Origin of the sequence: Gilliamella sp. B2969 (assembly GCF_026536195.1) — a bacterium.
In the GTDB taxonomy this organism is placed as follows: Bacteria; Pseudomonadota; Gammaproteobacteria; order Enterobacterales; family Orbaceae; genus Gilliamella.
Genome location: NZ_JAFNOP010000006.1, coordinates 80,715 through 103,242 on the forward strand (window position 1 = coordinate 80,715; position 22,528 = coordinate 103,242).

Annotated in this window: 24 protein-coding genes and 1 pseudogene; 6 read left to right on the forward strand and 19 right to left on the reverse strand. The window is 34.5% G+C overall.

Annotation, left to right across the window (positions count from 1 at the left end):
* Positions 1-97: 97 nt before the first annotated feature.
* From J3U66_RS06760 to ppdD, 4 genes are read right to left on the reverse strand one after another with little or no spacing between them, the layout of a single operon-like run.
* A complete protein-coding gene (locus J3U66_RS06760; RefSeq protein ID WP_267348496.1) occupies positions 98-847 on the reverse strand; it encodes a prepilin peptidase in 750 nt (249 codons plus the stop codon).
* Positions 847-2,022 (reverse strand): type II secretion system F family protein, encoded by a 1,176-nt coding sequence (locus tag J3U66_RS06765; protein ID WP_267348498.1) that lies wholly within the window; start codon positions 2,020-2,022, stop codon positions 847-849. Before J3U66_RS06765 ends, J3U66_RS06760 begins: the two co-directional genes overlap by 1 nt.
* The gene (locus tag J3U66_RS06770; RefSeq protein ID WP_267332966.1) at positions 2,019-3,128 is read right to left on the reverse strand and encodes an ATPase, T2SS/T4P/T4SS family; all 1,110 of its coding nucleotides are present in this window, start codon (positions 3,126-3,128) and stop codon (positions 2,019-2,021) included. Before J3U66_RS06770 ends, J3U66_RS06765 begins: the two co-directional genes overlap by 4 nt.
* Positions 3,129-3,157: 29 nt before the next feature.
* Entirely contained in the window at positions 3,158-3,589 is a 432-nt protein-coding gene (ppdD, locus tag J3U66_RS06775; RefSeq protein WP_267332967.1) for a prepilin peptidase-dependent pilin, read from the reverse strand.
* A 203-nt stretch (positions 3,590-3,792) separates the two neighbouring features.
* Here ppdD and ampD point away from each other — a divergent pair.
* Positions 3,793-4,332: pseudogene (ampD, locus tag J3U66_RS12915) on the forward strand (1,6-anhydro-N-acetylmuramyl-L-alanine amidase AmpD); the annotation flags it as partial.
* A complete protein-coding gene (locus J3U66_RS12920) occupies positions 4,333-4,662 on the forward strand; it encodes a YqcC family protein (RefSeq protein WP_416379555.1) in 330 nt (109 codons plus the stop codon).
* Positions 4,663-4,736: 74 nt separating this feature from the next.
* On the opposite strand, the gene mltG is transcribed toward J3U66_RS12920, so the two are convergent.
* The 7 genes from mltG to J3U66_RS06815 form a co-directional block, all read right to left on the reverse strand.
* A complete protein-coding gene (mltG, locus tag J3U66_RS06785; RefSeq protein WP_267348500.1) occupies positions 4,737-5,759 on the reverse strand; it encodes an endolytic transglycosylase MltG in 1,023 nt (340 codons plus the stop codon).
* 5 nt (positions 5,760-5,764) lie between these two features.
* Positions 5,765-6,850 carry an alanine racemase gene (gene alr, locus J3U66_RS06790; RefSeq protein WP_267344569.1) on the reverse strand — a complete coding sequence of 362 codons (1,086 nt, stop codon included), beginning with the start codon at positions 6,848-6,850 and terminating at the stop codon, positions 5,765-5,767.
* Between the two features lie 396 nt (positions 6,851-7,246).
* Entirely contained in the window at positions 7,247-7,642 is a 396-nt protein-coding gene (locus J3U66_RS06795; RefSeq protein WP_267344567.1) for a hypothetical protein, read from the reverse strand.
* 30 nt (positions 7,643-7,672) lie between these two features.
* On the reverse strand, positions 7,673-9,265 hold the full coding sequence (locus J3U66_RS06800) for a hypothetical protein (RefSeq protein ID WP_267348502.1): 1,593 nt from the start codon (positions 9,263-9,265) through the stop codon (positions 7,673-7,675).
* A gap of 329 nt (positions 9,266-9,594) precedes the next feature.
* The gene (locus tag J3U66_RS06805) at positions 9,595-10,140 is read right to left on the reverse strand and encodes a hypothetical protein (RefSeq protein WP_267348504.1); all 546 of its coding nucleotides are present in this window, start codon (positions 10,138-10,140) and stop codon (positions 9,595-9,597) included.
* A 118-nt stretch (positions 10,141-10,258) separates the two neighbouring features.
* Positions 10,259-11,899, reverse strand: coding sequence for a hypothetical protein (locus J3U66_RS06810; RefSeq protein ID WP_267348506.1), 1,641 nt, complete (start codon positions 11,897-11,899; stop codon positions 10,259-10,261).
* A 302-nt stretch (positions 11,900-12,201) separates the two neighbouring features.
* Positions 12,202-12,537 (reverse strand): nitrous oxide-stimulated promoter family protein, encoded by a 336-nt coding sequence (locus tag J3U66_RS06815; protein WP_267343899.1) that lies wholly within the window; start codon positions 12,535-12,537, stop codon positions 12,202-12,204.
* A gap of 75 nt (positions 12,538-12,612) precedes the next feature.
* Between J3U66_RS06815 and J3U66_RS06820 the strand changes: the two genes are divergently transcribed.
* Positions 12,613-13,443 carry a shikimate 5-dehydrogenase gene (locus tag J3U66_RS06820; protein ID WP_267348508.1) on the forward strand — a complete coding sequence of 277 codons (831 nt, stop codon included), beginning with the start codon at positions 12,613-12,615 and terminating at the stop codon, positions 13,441-13,443.
* Positions 13,444-13,498: 55 nt separating this feature from the next.
* Here the strand turns inward: J3U66_RS06820 and ycaO are convergent, their stop codons facing one another.
* Positions 13,499-15,265: a 30S ribosomal protein S12 methylthiotransferase accessory factor YcaO gene (gene ycaO, locus J3U66_RS06825; protein WP_267348510.1), complete on the reverse strand. Its 1,767-nt coding sequence runs from the start codon at positions 15,263-15,265 to the stop codon at positions 13,499-13,501.
* Between the two features lie 123 nt (positions 15,266-15,388).
* Here ycaO and J3U66_RS06830 point away from each other — a divergent pair, with 123 nt between their 5' ends.
* Complete coding sequence (locus tag J3U66_RS06830) at positions 15,389-15,736, forward strand: DUF4282 domain-containing protein (RefSeq protein WP_065634591.1); 348 nt, start codon at positions 15,389-15,391, stop codon at positions 15,734-15,736.
* A gap of 83 nt (positions 15,737-15,819) precedes the next feature.
* Here J3U66_RS06830 and tsaD read toward each other — a convergent pair whose 3' ends face one another.
* The 4 genes from tsaD to coaE are packed head-to-tail and all read right to left on the reverse strand — an operon-like array spanning position 15,820 to position 18,429.
* Positions 15,820-16,839: a tRNA (adenosine(37)-N6)-threonylcarbamoyltransferase complex transferase subunit TsaD gene (gene tsaD, locus J3U66_RS06835; protein ID WP_267343896.1), complete on the reverse strand. Its 1,020-nt coding sequence runs from the start codon at positions 16,837-16,839 to the stop codon at positions 15,820-15,822.
* A complete protein-coding gene (gene yacG, locus J3U66_RS06840; RefSeq protein ID WP_416379730.1) occupies positions 16,839-17,042 on the reverse strand; it encodes a DNA gyrase inhibitor YacG in 204 nt (67 codons plus the stop codon). The genes tsaD and yacG overlap by 1 nt, the downstream gene beginning before the upstream one ends.
* A gap of 38 nt (positions 17,043-17,080) precedes the next feature.
* Positions 17,081-17,818 carry a cell division protein ZapD gene (zapD, locus tag J3U66_RS06845; protein ID WP_267332980.1) on the reverse strand — a complete coding sequence of 246 codons (738 nt, stop codon included), beginning with the start codon at positions 17,816-17,818 and terminating at the stop codon, positions 17,081-17,083.
* Positions 17,819-17,820: 2 nt separating this feature from the next.
* Positions 17,821-18,429 carry a dephospho-CoA kinase gene (gene coaE, locus J3U66_RS06850; RefSeq protein ID WP_267343894.1) on the reverse strand — a complete coding sequence of 203 codons (609 nt, stop codon included), beginning with the start codon at positions 18,427-18,429 and terminating at the stop codon, positions 17,821-17,823.
* A gap of 369 nt (positions 18,430-18,798) precedes the next feature.
* Between coaE and lexA the strand changes: the two genes are divergently transcribed.
* Positions 18,799-19,425, forward strand: coding sequence for a transcriptional repressor LexA (gene lexA / locus J3U66_RS06855; RefSeq protein WP_267332982.1), 627 nt, complete (start codon positions 18,799-18,801; stop codon positions 19,423-19,425).
* 51 nt (positions 19,426-19,476) lie between these two features.
* Positions 19,477-19,848: a hypothetical protein gene (locus J3U66_RS06860; RefSeq protein WP_267332983.1), complete on the forward strand. Its 372-nt coding sequence runs from the start codon at positions 19,477-19,479 to the stop codon at positions 19,846-19,848.
* 64 nt (positions 19,849-19,912) lie between these two features.
* Here the strand turns inward: J3U66_RS06860 and J3U66_RS06865 are convergent, their stop codons facing one another.
* From J3U66_RS06865 to J3U66_RS06875, 3 genes are read right to left on the reverse strand one after another with little or no spacing between them, the layout of a single operon-like run.
* Entirely contained in the window at positions 19,913-20,638 is a 726-nt protein-coding gene (locus J3U66_RS06865; protein ID WP_267332984.1) for an ABC transporter permease, read from the reverse strand.
* A 15-nt stretch (positions 20,639-20,653) separates the two neighbouring features.
* On the reverse strand, positions 20,654-21,337 hold the full coding sequence (locus J3U66_RS06870) for an ABC transporter permease (RefSeq protein ID WP_267332985.1): 684 nt from the start codon (positions 21,335-21,337) through the stop codon (positions 20,654-20,656).
* A gap of 7 nt (positions 21,338-21,344) precedes the next feature.
* Positions 21,345-22,133, reverse strand: a complete 789-nt coding sequence (locus J3U66_RS06875) for a transporter substrate-binding domain-containing protein (protein WP_267332986.1) — start codon at positions 22,131-22,133, stop codon at positions 21,345-21,347.
* Positions 22,134-22,528 lie beyond the last annotated feature (395 nt).

The window sequence follows — 22,528 nt, forward strand, 5'->3', positions numbered from 1 at the left end:
TGATGAACTTTGAAAAAGAAGCAAATATTTAATTGATTTACGTTATATATAAAAATTAGATGTGTATGAGCAAAATTTGACCATTTTAATCATTTAATTAACTAAAATAGCAGCAGCAATACGCCGAAATTAATAAAAATGGACCAAATGGAATAACTTTTAATGATTGTCGATAAAAAAGATAGTTTAAGATCAGAAAATAAAAAATACCCAATATTGAAGCCATAATTACTAATAAAGAAATTAAATGATAAGGAATCCATGCACCTATCGCAGCAAGTAATTTTATATCTCCCCCGCCTAATCCATGCTTGTTTGAAATTAAATAAAATAAACTAGCCGGTACTTTTAATAAAAGATATCCGCATAAAATACCAATAAATGCATCGGCTAATAGTATATTGCTGATATTCAAATATGCCGCCAATAAGCCTCCCCACATTAATGGTTGCGTAAAAAAATCCGGCAATAAATAATATTTAAAATCGATTAAGGCTAATAGTAAAAAATAACAACCCAACATCATTAACACAATACTTTGCGCAGTAATACCTTTATGCCAATAAATCACCATAAACAACACTGACATAGCTAACTCTAGCAAAAAATAGTGAGCCCGTATTTTAGCCTGACATGCATAACAGCGTTGCCTTAATAGCAAATAAGACAACAACGGAACTAATTGCCAAACTTTCAGTTTATTCAAGCAATTTGGACAAGATGAACTTGTTAAACTTATGGCCGATAAATAAATAAAAGGAGAATGTAATGGCGAAAACCGACTAAAAGCAACGCAAATAAAACTGCCCATACATGCACCTAACATCGCAATAATACAAGCTATCATTAGTTAATCACCTCGCCAAGTTGAAAGATAGGCAAATACATAGCGATTATTAAACTTCCAATGATTAGCGCTAGTATTAACATTAACAACGGCTCAACTAATTGAGATAGATTATCAGTTAATGTTTGACTCTGCGCTTCATAGTAATCGGCTAACTTGGTTAGCATTAAATCCAGCGTACCGGATTGTTCTCCTATGTGGATCAATTGACGACATAAAGTTGGAAAACACGGTTGTGTTTGTAAAACATGACTAAATGAAAGCCCTTTTTCGATTTCGGCTATCATATAAAAAATACTTTTTTGATACACGCGATGCATAATCGTATTAGCCGAAGTGGTCAAACCTGCAAGTAAAGGGATGCCAGCTTGTTGAGTTGTTGCTATTGTTTGAAAGATATGTGTTAAACAAGTAGTAGCAATTACTTTACCGATTATAGGTAATTTTATTGTATAACTATCAATCACATCTTGATAGCGAAGCTTAAGATAATACCGATACAATAAATAGCTTAGTAATAGAGTAATTAAAACAACGAACCAAGCCCGTTGTAAAAAGTATGACAAATCGATAACGCACTGGGTAAACAACGGCAATTGAGCATCAAAATCTTGATAGATCTGAGCAAACTTAGGTAAAACCACTAATAACATTATCACTATCACAATTATAGATACCGTGAGTAAAAAGCATGGATAACGCATGGCCTGTTTGATACGCTTTTGTAGTTTTATTGATTTTTCAAGTTGTAACGTTAACTGTTCAAAACTTGAATCTAATTGTCCTGTCATCTCACCGATTGCAACAATTTCACAATAAAGTGTCGGAAAGACCAAATGATGATGAGTTAAAACTTTTGATAAAGGTTCCCCTTTTGCAATCTGTTGTTCAATTTCAACAAGAAGATATTGCCAATGAGGATGAGGGTGCTCTTTCGCTAAAATAAGTAAACTATCAACAATAGAAAGACCTGCTTTAAGCATCGTTGCTATTTGTTTAGTAACAACCAGTAACTCTAAACGAGTAAAACTATGTTTATTAATATATTTAACTGCTTTTATTTTGATGGCAATTTTGCCTTGTAATAATAGCTGTTTTTTCGCGTCTTGCTGAGAAGACGCAATTATTTTATTTTCATTAAAATCCAAATCATACCATACGTAGAGCCTTTTCATAGATAATCACCCAAAACACGTTGCAATTCTGCAATGGTGGTAACACCATCTTTAACCAGTTTTTGTCCTGCAACTTTAAGCGTTATCATATTGGTAGGCGAAATCATTTGGTCACGGAGTAATTGATGTTGTATTTCTGCCGTTATTGGTAAAAATTCATATAATCCTATGCGCCCATGATACCCACCAAAACAATGTTCGCAGCCCATAGCAATAAAATGAGCTGTTGTTTCTCCTCCTAGCACTATTAATTGACTTGCGACAACCTTACAATACTGACAAAGCTTACGAACAAGACGTTGGGCAATAATTAATTTTAAACTTGAGGAAACCAGATAATTTTTAATTCCCATTTGATTTAATCGAATTAAGGCTTCTAAACTTGAATTGGTGTGCAATGTGGATAAAACTAAATGTCCTGTTTGCGCTGCTTGAATAGCAATCTCTGCTGTTTCAGGATCACGAATTTCACCAATCATTATCACATCGGGATCTTGCCTAAGTAAGGCTCGCAATATAACAGCAAAGGTTAAACTTGCTTTAACATTTATGGCAGTTTGATTAATGCCATCAATGGGGATTTCTATCGGATCTTCAACGCTACAAATATTACGCTCAGGTTTGTTTAACTTTTTTAATCCACTATATAAGGTAACCGTTTTCCCGCTACCGGTTGGCCCAGTCACTAAAATCAACCCTTGAGGATAATCTAAAATTTGTTGAAATATTGAAAGATTGTGTTGTGTTAATCCTAAATCATCAATGGTGAGTTCCGATTCATTATTGTCCATGACTCTCAGCACGATTTTTTCACCATTAATGACCGGTAACGTAGATATCCGCATTGCATAACGATCTACTATCAATTGACCATCTTGTGGCAAGCGTTGCTCAGCAATATTTAACTTTGCCATAATTTTTAACCGAGCGGCAATTTGTTTTGCTAAAGCTAATGGTGGCATAAGCATATCTTGCAGCACACCATCAATTCGCATGCGAATACGATAATGATGTAAATAAGGTTCAAAATGAATATCCGAAGCCCGTTTATCTAATGCTGACAACAATAATTTATCTAAACTTTCAACTAATTGCTCTGCATTCATCACATATTCCTTGTCAATCGTTTTAACGATCAAAATTTAAAAATAGCTTCACAAGCTTGTGTTAAAGACGTATCTATCGGTGTTGTTAAACAATTTCGGGTCCAAACTAAATTACCTTCAGTGGTATTAATTGTCGGTGTTAAGGTTGTGGTTAATCCCAATAAAGCGCTCTTGCCAACCAAAGTAATCACGCCGTTAGTTACAGAAACAGATGTGACATAATTCGATGATTTACTGATGGGCACACCATTATTACCATTACTGCAATGTGTTAAATGACCTTGTTCAATTGCACATATTTCAATAGCGGTTTTATAAGCTGTCATAGTCTGTAGCATATCGGTTAAAGCCGCCTTTTTTACATAACCTTGATAAGCCGGCAAGCCAATGGCTGTAAGAATAGCAATAACAACTATTGCAATCATAAGTTCAAACAAGGTAAATCCTGATTGAGCTGTCATAATTTTCTCGTGAGTTAAAGTTAGTGAATAAGGTAGTGACTTTATAGCAAAACAAAAAAATGAAATAATATGTAAAAATTCATTTTGGAAGTAATGATTGATATTTATTGCAACTATTTAAGATGCAAGAAGAATGTTTGAGAACGTTATCGCAAAATTAAATTTTATCCTCACTGTATAAAGCAAAGTTTATTGGAGTCCATATGTCACTTAATATTGTTAATGGTTGGTTACAGGGTGTAAAACAAGTCATTTCACCTTATTATAATGATCGCCCTGCTAATGAAGAAATTTCATTAATAGTGATTCATAATATCAGTTTACCGCCAAATCAATATGGTGGTCCTTATGTTGAACAACTATTTACGGGTAAACTTGATCCTAACGAACATCCCTATTTTGCAACAATTTATCAACTAGAAGTATCTAGCCATCTATTTATTCGTCGTGATGGTCAGATAATTCAATTTGTTCCATTTGATAAGCGAGCTTGGCATGCTGGGCAATCACGTTTTGAAGGTAGGGAGAATTGTAATAATTTTTCGATTGGCATTGAAATGGAGGGTTGTGATACAGATGATTTTACGGATTATCAATATCAACAATTAGCCGCTGTTACCTTATTGTTGCAACACACGTATGGCATTAAAAATATTACTGGTCATAGCGATATTGCACCAGAACGTAAAACTGATCCTGGACCTTGTTTTAATTGGCAATATTATCGCAAACTTATTGATGAATTGTCACAAGCCCAAAAAATAGTAAAACAACTTGAGTTAATCAAACTTGAATTACAAAACATTCGTTTATGGCAAACAACGCCACCACCAACTGCTGCTTTTTTAAGCCAAGAACCTTTTGCAATTGATACTATGCAAAGTCATGAATGGTTACAATGGATTTTTATTCCGCGGATTTTGGCGCTTATCGATGCCAAAACCAATATTCCGACATTTGCACTTCATCCTTATTTTGAAGAAGCCTTAAAAGAACATCCTGAAAATACCGTTCAACTGTTACATCTTATTAAACAGCTTGACAAACTATCCACCGAAAATGAACGCAATTAAACCGTTATGCTTACATTTTTGGAATTTGTTATAGATGCCGCATACTGATTTATGCGGCGATGATAGCGATAAGATTAATTAACATCACGCGTTAATTTACGGTATTCATTTACTGCTTGTTGATGACTACCATAACTATTGGAGAACGTATGACCACCGTTGCCTGTTGCCACAAAAAACAGATAGTTGGTCTTAGCTGGGTGAGCAGCGGCTTCTAAAGAAGCAAGGCTAGGCATAGCAATAGGTGTAGGCGGTAACCCCTCAATAACATAAGTATTATACGGATTGTTGGTATCGGTTAGATCTGAGCGCCTAATGGCACCAGTATAATTATCACCTAAGCCATAAATGATCGTTGGATCAGTTTGTAATTTCATTTTTGCCTTTAATCGATTCACAAATACCGAAGCAACATTCGCTCGTTCAGAACTAATGCCCGTCTCTTTTTCAATAATTGAAGCTATGATTAACATTTCGTAAGGCGATCGATATGGCAAATCTTTATCACGATTATCCCATACTTTTTGTAAATTATTTTTCATGGTCAGATAAGCACGTTTTAATATACTTACATCTGTCGAATCGGCCGTATAAAGATATGTATTTGGTGATAACCATCCTTCGATTGAACCATCAATACCCAATAATTTAGCAATTTCTTCATTGGATTTGCCATCGAGTGTTTGTTGAATATAAGGTGTAGCTTTAAGCACATTAAGCCAATCTTTAGCGCGTTTACCTTCAACAAATTGAATAGAAAAATTACTCTCTTTTCCAGAGACTAGTAACTGTAAAAATTCTTCAACTGTCATGTGAGCATGTAATTGATATGTGCCAGCTTTTATCGAACTCAACGAAGGATCTAATTTATAAAGATAAGGTAACAAATAAGCTTGTTGCATTAAGTTGTTTTGTTTTATTTCAGCAACTAATTGATGCAAAGTTGTTCCCTTTTTAAGCACAAATATTTGGTTGTCATCTGTGACTTGCATTTGCTGTTTTGAGAATTGGTGCAGAAAATAGTAACTAATACCAATTGCACCACCTATAATAATAATGAGTGTAAGAATCGTATATAAAAATATTTTTTTTGTCATAATGATTAATCTATATAGTGAATTTTTGCGCGGGAAGTTAAGCGCGTTAAAAGCTCATATGCACTGATACCGGTGTGTTTAGCAATCTCTTCAACAGGTAACTGTTTACCCCAAAATATGACCTCATCACCGGGTTTTTCTAGACTATCGATCCCTAAATCGATCACAATCATATCCATCGAAACTCGCCCCACAATTGGCACTCGGCGTCCGTTAATAACGACAGGCGTATTTTCCGCAATATTACGTGGATAACCGTCACCATATCCCATAGCAACCACGCCTAAAAGCGTATCTTTGTGGCTTGTCCAGATTTGACCATAACCGACAGCTTGACCTTTTTTATGTTTACGCACAGCAATTAATTCAGATTTGAATGTCATTACAGGTTTAAGATCCGCAATAGGATCGTTGAAAGGAGAAACACCATACAACGCAATTCCTGCTCTTATCATATCACGATGAGAATCCGGCCAATGCAATATTCCTCCAGAGGCAGCAATAGAAAGTTTATTGATCAATGATTTATTACCTGAAGAATGAATAAACGCATCTAATCGTGCATTTTGTTTGTTAGTTTGTGCTGAATCAAATTCATCCGCTGAGCTAAAATGGCTAATAATGTTTATCGATTTACGTATCACTTGACAATTAGCAAGCCGATTAAATTCGGCTTGTGCTTCATCTAAATGAAACCCTAACCGATGCATTCCTGTATCAACTTTAAACCATGCGGTAATTTGATTGTCAATGGCAATATTATTTAAAGCATCAATTTGCCAACTAGCGTGGATCACCGGTTGCAAATTAAAATCGATCAAATCCGCCACATCATCATGAGGAAAAAAACCTTCAAGTAAGACAATCGGTGTATTAATACCAAGTTTTCTTAAAAATAATGCTTCAGAAACTCTTGCAACCCCAAAATAACTGACTTTATCTTGCAATAACTTAGCGATGCCCTCAACACCATGACCATAAGCATTGGCTTTAACAATAGCCATTAGTGCGCTTTGCGGTGCTTGATTTTTTAAAACGTCAAGATTATGCAGAATTGATTTACGATTTATTTCAACAACAGCGATAGACATTGTGTATAACCTAACTGATATATCAGGAAGATATTGTAAATTTTGTTGTTGAGAAGCACAATAAAAATATTGGTTTGATTATTTATGATATAAGTTTAGTAAAACTAGGCGGCACTTTGTAATAAAGTCAGTAAAATAACTTTATCATCAAAAATTTTTAAAAATAATAATTAAATAACCTTAACAGATTGATTAATTATGCTTAATTACAAAACATTATATTATCTTGTGTCAGTGTCTATTCAATTATTAAATTTTTTAGATCTGTTAAAAACGCGTTCGTTTTCAAAATTAATCAATTAAAATTCAGCTTGTTTTGCTAACGATGATGTAATATGAACACAAATCAAATATTTTTTTCTAGACAATAGCAGTTAGCTATTGTCTAGATTTTGCTCAAATATAGTGCGAGCTCCGACGCCGACGGCTCGTCGTTGATAACGACTCGGAGTCGGCTTTTGCCATTTCGTTCATTTCATTCTCTTCAAGGCAACGTCGCGCAAACCATTGACCATAATTCGTTAAATCAAATTCACCAGCAATTAGGTAACCAAAAGAGGTTAAGGTCGCTCCCGGTAAACGTTCGTTTATCTTATTTGCCGGAAAGGCACACTTAACAATCCATTGATTTCGAGCACCTGTAGCTTGATAAAATTTCAATTTTAGCTGTTGTCCAAGTATCTCATTTAAAATGTAGGCAGACTGATTATACGCACGTAAAAATAATCCTTCACGAAATAATAAAATACCTTGATATTGACTCAATAAATCTAACTTCTTATCAATTTTCATTTTTATACCAACCAAACAGATAAAAAGCCGTTATTGTCGACAAACCAAATAGTCAGGAGCCCCTACTGCATCAGCATCTACCCCTAAAAGACCTGAACTTGAATTAACATCAATATGAGTACCATAACTACTTTGATAATATAAATCTTTTGTCCAATATCTATCGCCTTCATCTCGCCATGTTGAATCAGGATAAGTTTGTTGAGTTGAATAACCCCATTCGGGTAGAAGTCCCTGACCAATGGCTCTTGTATAACCATTTATAATTTCAAAAGAACCATTTAAACGATCATCAACAGGTGTATTGGTTAACTCCGAGTATGAGAGCAAATTATTTATACTACATCTTTGAATAGCAACACTCCAAATATCAAAAAAATCTTTAAGCGGATTCGCCCAGACACTGGTTGGATTAAATGTATAATCAAATTTAATTGTTGGATCTCGTTTCAATGTAGCCCGTACAGTAACATTACCAGTTGGTTTGCCTTTTAGTAAGACATAACCTTGTTGATCAATAGCCACTTGCCCCCCAGGATTATTGGGAATACTAAAACTATAATCAGTTTGTACGCCTGCGACTATTAGTTGAAACTTGGCACCAGAAAAGCCGGTAGTAGGAAATGTTTTCCCTCCCGATTCGGTTGGATTAGTTTTAAACCCCTTATTAGGAACATAATCTGCTGTATAGCCACCACCAACAGCTGTCCTTGACGTATAACGTGAATCATTCCATGCAACGAATGTATTACTACTATCAAAACTTAACCACTGAAATTGTGGCATTTTTTCAATAGCATAGGGTTTAGCATAACAAACTTGAGGTTTAAAGGAAATTTGATAACGCTTAGTTATAGGCACATTGTCGCTTTCATTTGGTATGCCATAGGTTGAAACCGTCTTCGCACTCGTGGTTATCTCTAAAGTTAAGGGCAGCGAATATCCACCTCCACAACCTAGTTTTTGACTCAAATCGGTGATTACTTTTCCATTACTGTCATACCATTTGTAACTCGTATCATCGATTAAAAATCGAATATATGGATTCACCTTATCGCCATCTTTATCTCGATAATTTATTCCAACCTTCAAAGTATCTATACCAAATTCTTGTATCCTAAAATCTTTTAGCGTCAAACTGTCATCATCAAATTCCTTTACCACATTGCCCTTTAAATTTTTACTCGCTTCACTATAAAAGACACCGCCCACTCTAAACCCATGATTATTCGCGGCCGAAACTGTATTTATCACTTCCGGCGCATTGCCTTCTATCGCTTTCGCTGTCAATGTACTTAATGCTTGGGCTGGATGAATCGTCAATAAAATAAAAAATATCAATAAAGAACATTGCGCTAATGTTGATTGAATTAATTTAAAATAATCTTTTACATATGAATTATTTAACGAAATAATGCTCGAAAAGTGTTTAAGGAAATATAAAAATTTTAAAAATGTGAAAAAAGAGATAAAAGTCGATAAGTGCGAGGATAATCCACTGACGCGATGACTTGTTGTAACTAGACTATCTAATAATGCCCGATGCCCGATGCCCGATGCCCGATGCCCGATGCCCGATGCCCGATGCCCGATGCCCGATGCCCGATGCCCGATTAAGACCACATTTTAACATATTTTTACCATTCCTTGTAGTTAATTTTATTAACTTTTTCAAAAAATACAACATATTAGCTTTTATATATATCATCTAATGTAACTCATTTGTACGCGATAATATCAAAAATTCAGTCTAATATTAAAATAGAATAATCAAATTGTAATGTGTATTTATGTAAATGTTTGTTAAGAATCTACGATAAGTCGATTAAAATGCACGTTAAATCTATATTATTTTATTGACTAATCTCACCGATTATTAATCGTTAGTTTATTGAAGATCTACAAAACAAAAGAAAAAAAATAGTTATCCTTTCATTAAATAATGATCTCACTTAAGATCTGAACAATTGCCGCTGTAAACTAAGCATAAATTGTTGGGTTATTTTGTTATTATCACTATCAGGCTGCCAATTTTTTAGAAAAATTAATTGATTAGCATTAAGATGCAGCGTTGTTCTTACAGTTTTTGGGGATAATTTTGGCATTATTTTAGGTTGTTGTGATTGATTTATAATTTTAGATTGATGATGAACTAGGGGATTGGCTCTAGTATTAATATCTTTCTTTGATAAAGTAAAAAATTGATTAAACCACATTTGATATCCACTTAAATCGAAATCTCCAGCTATTTGATAGCCCCATTCCATTTTTTGAGCGTTATTAAAATGCAATGAAAGATTTCTTTTAGGAAACCCGCAATAAACTATAGGGTAATTGTTCAATTTACCTAGGATATTATGCATTATCTTCAACTTCTGTTGATATAGCTCACTAATGATATAAGCTGATTGATTATAAATTCTTAAAAAACTCCCCTCATCAATTAAACTTAGATAGCCAAGTCGACGACTAATTTCTAACTTTTTAGTAATATGCATGCTCATTTTTTGTTCTTCAATTTTGGCGTGCTAGCGACTTCGCGCTAACACGCCGGTGACTGGGTAACTTTCTTTAATTAAAATAAAAGTTAATGTTATAATTTACTTCAGTGAAGAATTAACCTTTGCAAACTGCCCTAAGATATTTTCTACTATCTACTAGATCAATATCACTGTTATTGCCCATAAAAGAAACTGCGCCATCGCCAGTAATAACAATAAAGTGAGAAAACGCATCATGAACTTCTTTAGTCCAATAATGAGAATAGGAATAACCAGCTGTACTTGCTAAGGTTTGAGCTCCCCAATTGGCATCAGGATAAGACTTTTTGCCTTCAATATATCCCCATTCTGATAAAATACTTTCACCAATAGATCGTGTATAAACATTATTATGTAACACCCAATTTAAAGGGGCTGATTTAACAGGAGAATTCGTTAACTCACTACGTAAAAACATATTTTGTTCACCACCACATTTAATTTTGACCTGCTCGTAAGTACCATAAAAGTCTCCTTGTGGAATAGCCCAAACACTGGTTGGATTAAACGTATAATCAAATTTAATTGTTGGATCTCGTTTCAATGCAGCCCGTACCGTAACATCACCGGTTGGTTTTCCTTTTAGTAAGACATACCCCTGTGGGTCGATAGTCACTTGCCCACCAGGATTATTGGGAATACTAAAACTATAATCAGTCTGTGCGCCTGAAACAATTAATTGAAATTTTGCACCAGGAAAACCTGTCATTGGGAATTTTTTGCCAGCAGATACCGTTGGATTTACTTTAAACCCCATGTTAGGCACATAATCTGCAGTATAGCCACCCCCATAGACAGGATTTGGAACTTTGTACGTTTCTTGATTCCAATCAGCAATACCACCTGTAGATGAATTAACCCCACGCCATTGATACATAGGAAATATTTCTAAAGAATAAGGTTTAGCATAACAAACTTGAGGTTTAGAAGAAATTTGATAACGTTTTACTATTGGCACATAATCACTTTCCCTCGGCATGCCATATTTAGAATAGGTCTTTACTTGTGTTGTTATTTCAAGCGTTAATGGCATCGGATAACTACTTCCGCATCCCATCGTTTTACTAGTATCTGTAATTAATTTTCCATTACTGTCATACCACTGTTTACTGGTAAATGAGAGTAAAAATGGCTTTGATGTATCTATCCCATCACCATCTTTATCCGCATAATTTAATGTGTTATCCAATGAATTATAGTAAAAATTCTTAACGATAAAATCAGCAGGGCTTAACTCACCACTAAATTCCTTAATTACATCACCCTTGATATTGTTGCTTGCTTCACTGTAAAAAACACCATTAACCGTAAATCCTTGCTTATTCGCTGCCAAATCGATATTTATCACTTCCGGCGCACTGCCTTCTATCGCTTTTGCTGTCGTTGTACTTAATGCTTGAGCGGTATGAGTCGTCAATAAAATAAAAAATATCAATAAAGAACATTGCGCTAATGTCGATTGAATTGATTTAAAATAATCTTTTACATATGAATTATTTAACGAAATAATGCTCGAAAAGTGTTTAAGGAAATATAAAAATTTTAAAAATGTGAAAAAAGAGATAAAAGTCGATAAGTGCGAGGATAATCCACTGACGCGATGACTTGTTGTAACTAGACTATCTAATAATGCCCGATGCCCGATGCCCGATGCCCGATGCCCGATGCCCGATGCCCGATGCCCGATGCCCGATGCCCGATGCCCGATTAAGACCATATTTTAACATATTTTTACTACTCCTTGTAGCTAATTTTATTAACTTTTTCATAAAATACAATATATTAGCTTATATATATTATCTAATGTAACTCATTTGTGCGCGATAATATCAAACATCCAGTCTAATAGTAAAATAGAATAATCAAATTGTAATGTGTATTTATGTAAATGTTTGTTAAGAATGATTAACACCTAAAACAATCAACCTCAAATAAATGATTTATTTTTATCACTGGCAACTTTAACCCTATCATGATCAACCTATTTTCAAACGACGTTTAACAATAAAACTAATAGCTTTATTTTTTTAAATCAAACAAATTTTTATATAAATGCTTCAATGCCATAATCGGGTGATAAATTAGCATTCTTGGACCAGAAAATCGCATCACTTGTTTGATTTTTTGTTGGTAATCTTTACGATAACAATGTTTAGGGCATTTTTCGCAAGTTGTTTTATTTTCGCCAAAGCGGCATAAGATGAGTCTTCGCATCGCATATTGCAATAGATCATCACATTCATTACACAATTGATGCTTTTCAGTATGATGTTTTTTGTGGCAATATAAATGAATCATTACCTTAATCGTTGCTTTTTCTTGCTGTATTTTAGGACCAGTATTATTGGCTACCATAATCAAAATATACGCTAATATAAAAAGTGGTAAAATAAAGTTAATTATCAATTATAATCACAAGGATTCGTTACAATGGCAAGAATTATTAATAAAGATACCATAGTTTGTATGTCACTTTCTGCAAGGCCAAGCAATTTTGGAACCCGTTTTCACAACTTCTTATATGAAAAGCTTGATCTCAATTATATTTATAAAGCATTTACAACCAATAATTTAAAAGACGCTATTTATGGTATTAAAGCGTTAGCCATTCGCGGTTGTGCAATTTCAATGCCTTATAAACAAGCGTGTATTGAGTTTATCGATGAATTAGATGTTTCAGCAAGTTCAATCCAGTCAGTCAATACCATTGTTAATACCAATTATCATCTAACTGCTTATAACACTGATTATATTGCTGTAGCTAAACTTATTGAAGAAAATCAGATAGAAAATACCACGCCGTTTGTACTAAAAGGGAGTGGCGGTATGGCCAATGCCGTTATTGGTGCCTTTTACGATAAAGGCTTTAAAAACGGGATTATTGCAGCTCGAAACCAACAAAAAGGACAAGCACTGGCAAAACGCTATGGTTATAAATGGATAAAAGATGAAACAGAAGTTCCTGCTGAACAAGCAAAATTAATTATTAATGTTACACCAATTGGAATGCAGGGCGGTATCGAAGCTGATCAACTATCTTTCCCTACGACAATGATTGAACAAGCCGAAATTGTGTTTGATGTAGTCGCATTACCTGTTGAAACGCCAATGATTAAATACGCAAGCAAATTAAACAAAACAATAATTTCTGGCGCTGATGTAGCGGTGATCCAAGCACTTGAACAATTTGTATTGTACACTGGAATTAGACCTGAAAAGGAGCTTGTTGAACAAGCCGCAGACTTTGCTAGAAAAGGTTAAACATCAATGTTAGATTTATTCCACCGAAACAATCGGTGGAATATAATTCAATTTCTTATAACATTGCCTGATGCAGTTTGTGATAAACAGAAAGCAATTTTTGATGCATTGTAAATTGTTCAAGATCGTTATTTGACATATTAGGATCGTTAAATAAATCCGTTAAACCAAAAAACTTTTTCTCACCATTGGCATATTGCCACATTTGATCAACACAATTTTTGCCATACATTTTATTAAATGCGTCTTGATAATTCTCAAACTGTTTTTTATCCCGATCAATGATAAAACTGACTAATGTTTGCAGACAACGATAAGCATGATTCCGTTCTGAGGTAAAAATTGATTCATTCATTTCAATTGTCCAATCGATCCATGTTTGTGCTTGAACTAAATCTTTTGCGGCTAATGCTAACATTGCTTTTAACTCACCAACACGTAAAGTTAACCATGCATTATCTTTACCTGTTGCAATACCAAGTAATTCACGAACGCGAGCAAAATCATCTAGCCCCTGCTCATCTAGCTGCTCTATAATTGCCAAATACTGTTTTGCTGTCAGCTTTTTATTCGGTAAAGATAAAATCAGATCTCTAAACTCAATTGCCATATTATTATTCGCAATTAAAAGATCTTCTGGCGGATAGATTTCTGACATACCTACAGCTAAAATGCGACAGGCATAAACACCAAGATGTTCATAGTCCATGATAAGAACCTCTGTTTTGTGTCGAGCAAAAATCGCCATAAGGTTATCAAACTCTTGTTCTGTTGTGCCAGAAAAATCCCAGTCAACAAACTCATAATCAGCTTGTTTATTAAATAGATCCCACGAAATTAAGCCACTTGAGTCAATAAAGTGGGTTTCTAAGTTACTTAAATCAGCCACTTCGTCATTATCAAAACTTGGTGGAGAAAACACATCAAGATCTTTCAAACTACGTCCTTGTAGTAGTTCCGTAACCGTTCTTTCAAGCGCGACACCAAAGTCAGGATGCGCACCAAATGAGGCATAACAAGTACCATTGTTTGGGTTCAATAATACGACACAGATAACAGGGAATTCACCGCCAAGAGAAGCATCAAAACAGTAAAGTGGAAAGCCTTCACTTTCAAGCGCATTTATAGCGGCTAAAACAGCCGGATAACGGTTAATGACTTCAGGCGGAATAGTTGGTAAGCTTATTGCTTCAGCAATTATCTTATTTTTAGTGTAACGCTCAAAAATTTCTGATAACCCTTGCACTCGAGCCTCATTACGCGTATTGCCCGCTGACATACCATTGGAAGCATATAAATTAGCAATTAAATTAACCGGTACATAAATCGTTTTCTGATCGGATTGTTGTACAAAAGGCAGTGCGCAAATGCCACGCTCAGCATTACTTGATTGCAAGTCGACTAAATCAGTAGCAGTTAATTCCTGATCAGGATCATAAAACTTAAGTAATTTTTCGGATAAGATTCCTTTTGGCAAGCTATTATCTTGAGGTATTGCAAACCATTTTTCAGTTGGATAATGAACAAAATCAGAATTAGCAACTTGTTGTCCTAAGTAAAAGTCAGAAAAGAAGTAATTAGTTGATAAACGTTCAAAATATTCCCCGAGTGCAGAAGCTAAAGCGGCTTTTTTACTTGCGCCTTTACCATTAGCAAAGCAGAGTGGGCACTGTGTGTTTTGAATATGCACCGACCAAACATTTGGCACAGGATTAAGCCAAGAGGCCTCTTTTACCTCTAATTGGTATTTAGCGAGTTGTTGATGAAAATATTGGATGGAATCTTCAAGGGCGGCATCTTTGCCTGGAATATAAGTTTTCATGTGTTATCTCAGAATATTGTGTAATAATAGATTGCTTTATTCATTTATTTATTCTTAAATGTATACGCTATTAACTAAAATGAAAAGTAATAATCATTAATAATTTTTAATTAAGGAAATAAAATGAAGAAAATTATAAATTCCGAGGGTTTTTCATTAGTAGATTTTTTCTTTTTCAATAAAATGATCACACCAGTAATTATCACTATCCTTTATTGGGTAACATTGGTGTTAATAGTTTTAAGTGGATTAGGTGTCATTATTGCCAGTTTCCATAGTTTTCAATACAGTTTTTTAGGTGGACTTATCGCATTTTTTACAGGTGTCATAGGTCTTATTGTTGGTGTTATTTCTGCAAGAATCGGCTTTGAATTAGTTTGTGTGTTATTCAATATCAATCGTAATATTGAAAAATTAGCCGTAAACCAAAACAGCAGTAACGAAGACCAAAACAGTGACGACAAACAGTAGTGTTTATTTTAACAGTAGGCATTTGTCTACTGTTAAATATCGTTTGATTGAGCTTTAACTAACGTTTAAAAACAATCTTATTGTTACTTTAAAGCACTTAAAGGCCATCTAGGTCTCACCGCAATAGCTAAATCACTATGCTGCCCTTCCTTTAAATGTACCATTCCTGCATAAGCAATCATAGCCCCATTATCTGTACAAAATTCTAATCTCGGATAATAAACTTGTCCTTTGCGGTTTTTCATCAATACCGATAATTGTTGACGTAATGTTTTATTGGCGCTAACGCCGCCGGCAATAACTAGTCGATTAAAGCCTGTTTCATCAAGAGCTCTACGTGACTTAATTACTAAGGTGTCGACCAATGCATCTTCAAAAGCTCGAGCAATATCAGACTTAGTTTGTAAATCAATAGTGCCATCACAAGTGTTTTGATGAATGATGTTAGCAGCAGCGGTTTTGAGTCCTGAAAAACTAAAATCCAATCCAGGCCGATCGGTCATTGGCCTAGGAAAATAGAATCGATTTGCAATCCCCTGCTCTCCTAGTTTTGAAAGCTTCGCTCCACCGGGGTAATCAAGTCCCAATAATTTAGCTGTTTTGTCAAATGCCTCACCTGCTGCATCATCAATCGATTCACCGAGTAACTGATATTGACCTATGCCTGTAACACTAATTAATTGAGTATGTCCCCCCGAAACCAATAACGCAACAAAGGGAAATTCTGGTGGGTTATCTTCCAGCATCGGGGCAAGTAAATGTCCTTCCATGTGATTGACAGCAACTGCTGGCACATTCCAAGCGTAAGCAAGCGCACGGCCGATAGATGCACCAACCATTAAAGCGCCAATTAACCCGGGCCCTGCTGTATAAGCGACGCCATCAATATCCTCTGCCGTTATGTTAGCTTGTTTTAACGCGGCTTGAATCAATGGTACCGTTTTGCGAATATGATCACGTGATGCAAGCTCAGGCACGACACCACCATAATCAGCATGTAAATTAATTTGCGAGTAAAGTTGATTAGCTAATAGACCAGATTGATCGTCATAAACAGCAATTCCAGTTTCATCACAAGACGTTTCAATACCAAGCACTTTCATTAATGTTTTCCTATTAAATCAGAAAGATTATCTTCACTCCAAAGATCGTGTTCTGTGATTTCTTTATCGGGAATTCGATGTTCTTCTGCTGCCCACTCGCCCAAATCAATAAGCTGACAACGTTTGCTACAAAATGGTCTAAATAAACTTTTTTCCGACCATTCCACCTCTTTTTGACATGTTGGACATTTCACAAATTGCATTATTTTTTTGTTCATTTTGACTCTTTAATTTTATGCTATTAACAGCACGCTAATTCAAATTCTATCGTATCGGTACTCGTATTATCACAAGCTTCAAGCGGAATAAATCGAATACTATAACGCGACATATGACCCGATACTTGTGGATAAACATTTTTATCTAACGAAACACGAATACGAATAAGGTTAATGTCACCATTGGTTTCTTGAAAAAAATTATTGGCACAAGTGAATAATTTAAATTCGCCAAGTTGGCGTATCAACTGCATACATGATGAGAGCGATTCATTTAAAATAGCAAGATGCTGCAACCAACTTTGTACTTGTCTATCTCGTTTTTCTGCTGATTGTTTTAACCACAGATAGAAAGAGGGAAGATCAAAACTACAGCACCCGCCAGGAATCATTAAGCGTTGGCGAATTGAGGTAATAAAACGATCATCTTTCAATGCTTGCCCTAATCGAGGTGCTGTATTAAATTTTAGTAAATAATGATCAAATTTATTAAGTAATTCGGTTATTAACTCTTGATCAACGCCTTCAATATTTAACCAAGAAGATAGTTTTTGTTTTTGAGACTCGATTTCTTTAATCAAATCACTTCTAACATCATTACGTTCAATAATTTCTAATAACTCAGACAGTGCATGAAAAAAAAGTAACGCATTATTTTGATCAAAATGACAATGTAGATCTAATTGTTTTAATAAAAATTCAACACGTAACCAGGTACGCATCTTTTCATTTAGTGGATGTTCAAAAATAATCTTATCCATACTTATCCATTATTAATTTTAAGGTTATTTAAGTATTGTTGATGTAATTCATTTACTTGCTCAGTCAAACAAGCTAAATCACCATTATTGATGATTATATCATCAGCATAGGATAATCGTTTTTCACCAGAAACTTGAGATTGAATCATTTTTTGAGCTAACGCTATATCAATATTATCTCTTTGAACCAGACGCTGTAATTGTAGTGCTTTCGGAATATCGATCATCAAAACTCGATCAGCTAAGTGATGTAAATTATTTTCAATCAAAAGTGGCACCACCCAAATTACATAAACCGCAGTCTGTTTTGCAATTTGTTCCTGCGTTTTTTGTTGAATAATCGGATGTAATAAGTGGTTTAACCAAAGCCTTTCATGCGAATTATTAAAGATAATTTCCCGCAATTGACTGCGATCCAATTCACCATCAGGTAATAAGATTTCCTGGCTAAAATGTTTAACAATTTCAAGATAAGCATCAGTTCCAATCTGAACAACTTGCCTAGCAATAACATCAGCATCAATAATCGGCACACCTAATTGTGCAAAAAGATTTGCAATGGTACTTTTACCACTGGCAACACCACCACTAAGTGCAACAATATAAGACATGAATATAGTTTCCGATCTAATAATTACCATGATTAGTATATCATATAACTGAATCTCATTATATATGCTAATTTTTCTTACCTAAAAACAAAAAATACATTTTATTCAGAATATTATAATTTTTTTAATAAAAATCACTTATTGCAAACCAACATAAAAAAATTAAGTTAAGATGATAAAAATGATCACTATTGGAATAAAACAAAATTTATCTTTTTCAATAGAACTTGATTTTATCCAAATGAACAAGTTATCAACATATTGAAAAATTGATCAACCAATAAAAAATAAAATCAACAAAACTGTTGGTTTTATAGTATTAGCTGTATATAATCACATATATCTGTATATAAACACAGGAAATTGATAATGAGACCATTAACAGAACGTCAGCAGCAAATATACGATTTGATCAAAGAAAATATTCAAACAACTGGCATGCCACCAACACGCGCTGAAATTGCGCAAAAATTAGGATTTCGCTCCGCTAATGCGGCTGAAGAACATTTGAAAGCTTTAGCTAAAAAAGGGGCGATTGAAATGATAGCTGGTTCATCTCGTGGTATTCGTCTACTGCTCGAAACGTCCGATGATCAACATGATTTTGAAGGTCTTCCACTTATTGGGCAAGTGGCTGCCGGCTCACCTATCCTAGCGCAAGAACATATTGAAAGTCATTATCAAATCGATCCTTCTGTATTCAAACCCCAAGCTGACTTTTTATTAAGGGTTCACGGTATGTCAATGAAAGATATTGGTATATTAGATGGTGACTTACTTGCCGTGCACAAAACCCAAGATGTAAAAAATGGCCAAGTGGTAGTTGCACGAATTGATGATGAAGTCACCGTTAAAAGACTATCTCGCCATGGTAAACATGTACACTTACTGGCCGAAAATGAAGACTTTTCACCTATTGAAGTTGATTTAGAACAACAGAGCTTTGCTATTGAAGGTATTGCTGTAGGTATTATTCGTAATGGGTCATGGATGTAAATAAAAAGTTAGTATAAAATAGCAACTAATTATTGCTTAGGAGATAACAACATGTGGCTATTTTGGTTATATGAATTTTTAGGATTTGTTGCGATTTTTTTACTTATATTTGCTTATTGTCGATTTCGTGGACAAGGCTTTTGGTCGTTTATTTGGCGACACTTAAAATGGGTAGCATTAGCGATTGTTGCCGTTTGGCTAGTCATAGCCGTGCTCTGTCGTAACGACTTATATAATGCGACACATTGTTACTTTAGAGGTGTGAGTATGCATGCTAATACCAAGTACTCAATCTATTTAGAAGAATGTCAGATCGAAACACCAAGTGGGAGCTATGTACCAATCGATCGCACCAGAGCGTTACCGGGTTCTTCAGATCATGAAGATCATACCGAAGACTATGGCTACCCAGCAGCTAATTAATTATATAAATGATCATTTTACCAAAGCCATTATTGATACAATAATGGCTTAATATTTTGAATATTTAATTAGCTTTTACAGACCAATCTATTTGCATATATGCCAAACAACGCCTTTCTAATTTTCTAAATCCCCAAATTAATGTAAAACTAACACAAAGATAAATAACCGCAGCAATACCAAAGGCATGAAAAGGTTGATATGTTTCAGCATAAATGTCACGAGCAATTTTCATTACATCTTGAACGGTTGCGGTAAATGCTAATGCAGTTGAGTGCAACATAAAAATAACTTCATTACTGTAAGCAGGCAAAGCAAGACGAAAGGCTCTTGGTAAAATAATATATCGATATAATTGAAATCGGTTAAAACCTAAGGCTATTGCCGCTTGAATTTCACCATCGGGCACATTACGCATTGAGCCCGCTATAACCTCAGTGGTGTAAGCACAAGTATTTAAGGTAAACGCTAAAATAGTACAATTTAAGCCACTTTGAAAAAAATCATTAACCCATTGATGATTCTGCACAAAACTCAATGTATAAAGTCCTGTATAGATAACTAATAATTGAACATACAAAGGCGTGCCTCGAAAGACATAGGTGAAACACCAAATAGGTAACTTGATGTATTGATTTTTTGAATTACGACCAACCGCTAAAACTAAAGACAAAATACCGCCAAGGGAAACCGATAAGACCAAAATCCACAGCGTCATAGCTAGCCCAGTGATATTATACCCATCTGTCCATAACAACGCTTTCCAGTAGTCTTGAAGAATCTCTAACATGATAAGGCTCTTTGTTTATAATTTTGCTTTGGTTATACCAATGGAATAATGCTTTTCAAGCCACCACAAAGCAAGATTTGAAATAGTGGTGAAAAACAGATAAAACGCGCCAGCGATTAAAGCAAATAATAGTGGTTGATACGTTGCTTCGCCTACCGTTTTTGTTGCTTTAACTAAATCAAATAAACCTAATAACGAAACCAACGCAGTTGATTTTAAAACAACCAACCAGTTATTTGCTATTCCCGGCAAAGCAAAGCGCATCATAAGTGGAAACATAACATAACGAAAAACTTGAGTTTGACTTAATCCAAGTGCAATAGCAGCATTCAAGGTGTTTTTCGATACTGACTGATAAGCACCTCGGAAGGTTTCAGTAAAATAGGCGCCGTAAATAAAACCTAACGTAATCATTCCAGCTACAAAAGGATTAATTTCGATAATATCCATATTAAAAAAATCGGTAATATTATTGAGCGCAAATTGTAATCCAAAAAATATTAGCATCATAAGAACTAAATCAGGCACACCTCGAATTAAAGAGGTATAAGCCTGACAAAGTAATCGTAGTAATTTTATTTTAGACATTTTGCCTAAAGCACAAATCACACCAAGTAATACAGCCACAATCAACGAAGTGATTGCTAGTCCAATGGTAATTAAAGCACCTTGCAAAATAAGCGGAATATAACCTTGCATTACTTAATTATTTTTTATTGCCATAAACACTAAAATCAAAGTATTTATCATTGATTTTTTTATAGGTACCATCATTTAGAATCTCAACAAGAGCCTTATTAAAAGCCTCTCGTAATTCAGTATCATTTTTACGGAAGCCTAACCCTACCCCAACATCGAAATACGTTTTATCGGTTAATGCGTTGCCTGCAAACGCAAAACCTTTTCCTTGCGGTTGTTTTAAAAATGCATAACTACCGGTTACCTCATCTTGTAATGACGCATCTAAACGCCCCGCCACTAAATCAGAAAACACTTGTAATTGATTTTGATAAGGGACAATGATCACACCGTTTGGACGCCAAACTTCATTAGCAAAATGTTCTTGCGAAGTACCTTGTTCAACACCTACTCGCTTACCTTTTAAAGATTCAACTGTAGGCATAATATTGGCACCTTCTTTTGTGATTAATCTTGAATTAGTCACAAAAATTTCATCAGAAAACGCAATCTGCTTTTTACGTTTTTCGGTCATCATCAAAGATGACGAAATCATATCAATCTTTCTCGATAAAAGTGAAGGAATCAGTGCATCAAAATCAGTAGTTTTAAAGACACATTCAATATTTGCTTTAGCACAAAGTGCCTTTGTTATTTCAATATTAAAACCTGTAATTTCACCATTTGCGTCAATAAAATCGAATGGGGCATAGGAAGTATCTGAACCAATTTTAATTGATTCTGGTAATTTTGCCTGACTATATAATGGTAAACTAATCAAACTAATAAGGGATAGTACCTTTAAAAATATTTTCATAATGATGTCTCTTATAATTTTTTGAGGCGCATAATATAACGTGTTATGAATAAATTTAATAATAAAAAAATCTTTAATATCCGGTATAGTATAAGGATTGATTATTTGAAGTAGTTATTTAGAGTAAAAAGTATCGTATTAAAACTCCAAAAATCACATCGCCATATTAAAATGATAAATTATATCTCTTAATTAAAGACAATATTAATCATGACCATTAACTGCAAGATAAAATTGTTAAACCTATTAAGCTGACAGCAAGATTTTACTAGACTGTAATAAAGTTTACTCATTGCCGTTATAATTAAATAAGGATCAACAACAACCAAATAAATATAAACAAATTAGTGCTAGATGCTTATTGATTTAACTCAACGCAATTTAACACCATGTCT

Coding starts and splice junctions, on each gene's coding strand:
- J3U66_RS06760 (WP_267348496.1), bottom strand. CDS start 847: ATGATAGCTTGTATTATTGCGATGTTAGGTGCATGTATGGGCAGTTTT.
- J3U66_RS06765 (WP_267348498.1), bottom strand. CDS start 2,022: ATGAAAAGGCTCTACGTATGGTATGATTTGGATTTTAATGAAAATAAA.
- J3U66_RS06770 (WP_267332966.1), bottom strand. CDS start 3,128: ATGAATGCAGAGCAATTAGTTGAAAGTTTAGATAAATTATTGTTGTCA.
- ppdD (WP_267332967.1), bottom strand. CDS start 3,589: ATGACAGCTCAATCAGGATTTACCTTGTTTGAACTTATGATTGCAATA.
- mltG (WP_267348500.1), bottom strand. CDS start 5,759: ATGACAAAAAAAATATTTTTATATACGATTCTTACACTCATTATTATT.
- alr (WP_267344569.1), bottom strand. CDS start 6,850: ATGTCTATCGCTGTTGTTGAAATAAATCGTAAATCAATTCTGCATAAT.
- J3U66_RS06795 (WP_267344567.1), bottom strand. CDS start 7,642: ATGAAAATTGATAAGAAGTTAGATTTATTGAGTCAATATCAAGGTATT.
- J3U66_RS06805 (WP_267348504.1), bottom strand. CDS start 10,140: ATGCATATTACTAAAAAGTTAGAAATTAGTCGTCGACTTGGCTATCTA.
- J3U66_RS06810 (WP_267348506.1), bottom strand. CDS start 11,899: ATGGTCTTAATCGGGCATCGGGCATCGGGCATCGGGCATCGGGCATCG.
- J3U66_RS06815 (WP_267343899.1), bottom strand. CDS start 12,537: ATGGTAGCCAATAATACTGGTCCTAAAATACAGCAAGAAAAAGCAACG.
- J3U66_RS06820 (WP_267348508.1), top strand. CDS start 12,613: ATGGCAAGAATTATTAATAAAGATACCATAGTTTGTATGTCACTTTCT.
- ycaO (WP_267348510.1), bottom strand. CDS start 15,265: ATGAAAACTTATATTCCAGGCAAAGATGCCGCCCTTGAAGATTCCATC.
- J3U66_RS06830 (WP_065634591.1), top strand. CDS start 15,389: ATGAAGAAAATTATAAATTCCGAGGGTTTTTCATTAGTAGATTTTTTC.
- tsaD (WP_267343896.1), bottom strand. CDS start 16,839: ATGAAAGTGCTTGGTATTGAAACGTCTTGTGATGAAACTGGAATTGCT.
- yacG (WP_416379730.1), bottom strand. CDS start 17,042: ATGCAATTTGTGAAATGTCCAACATGTCAAAAAGAGGTGGAATGGTCG.
- zapD (WP_267332980.1), bottom strand. CDS start 17,818: ATGGATAAGATTATTTTTGAACATCCACTAAATGAAAAGATGCGTACC.
- coaE (WP_267343894.1), bottom strand. CDS start 18,429: ATGTCTTATATTGTTGCACTTAGTGGTGGTGTTGCCAGTGGTAAAAGT.
- lexA (WP_267332982.1), top strand. CDS start 18,799: ATGAGACCATTAACAGAACGTCAGCAGCAAATATACGATTTGATCAAA.
- J3U66_RS06860 (WP_267332983.1), top strand. CDS start 19,477: ATGTGGCTATTTTGGTTATATGAATTTTTAGGATTTGTTGCGATTTTT.
- J3U66_RS06865 (WP_267332984.1), bottom strand. CDS start 20,638: ATGTTAGAGATTCTTCAAGACTACTGGAAAGCGTTGTTATGGACAGAT.
- J3U66_RS06870 (WP_267332985.1), bottom strand. CDS start 21,337: ATGCAAGGTTATATTCCGCTTATTTTGCAAGGTGCTTTAATTACCATT.
- J3U66_RS06875 (WP_267332986.1), bottom strand. CDS start 22,133: ATGAAAATATTTTTAAAGGTACTATCCCTTATTAGTTTGATTAGTTTA.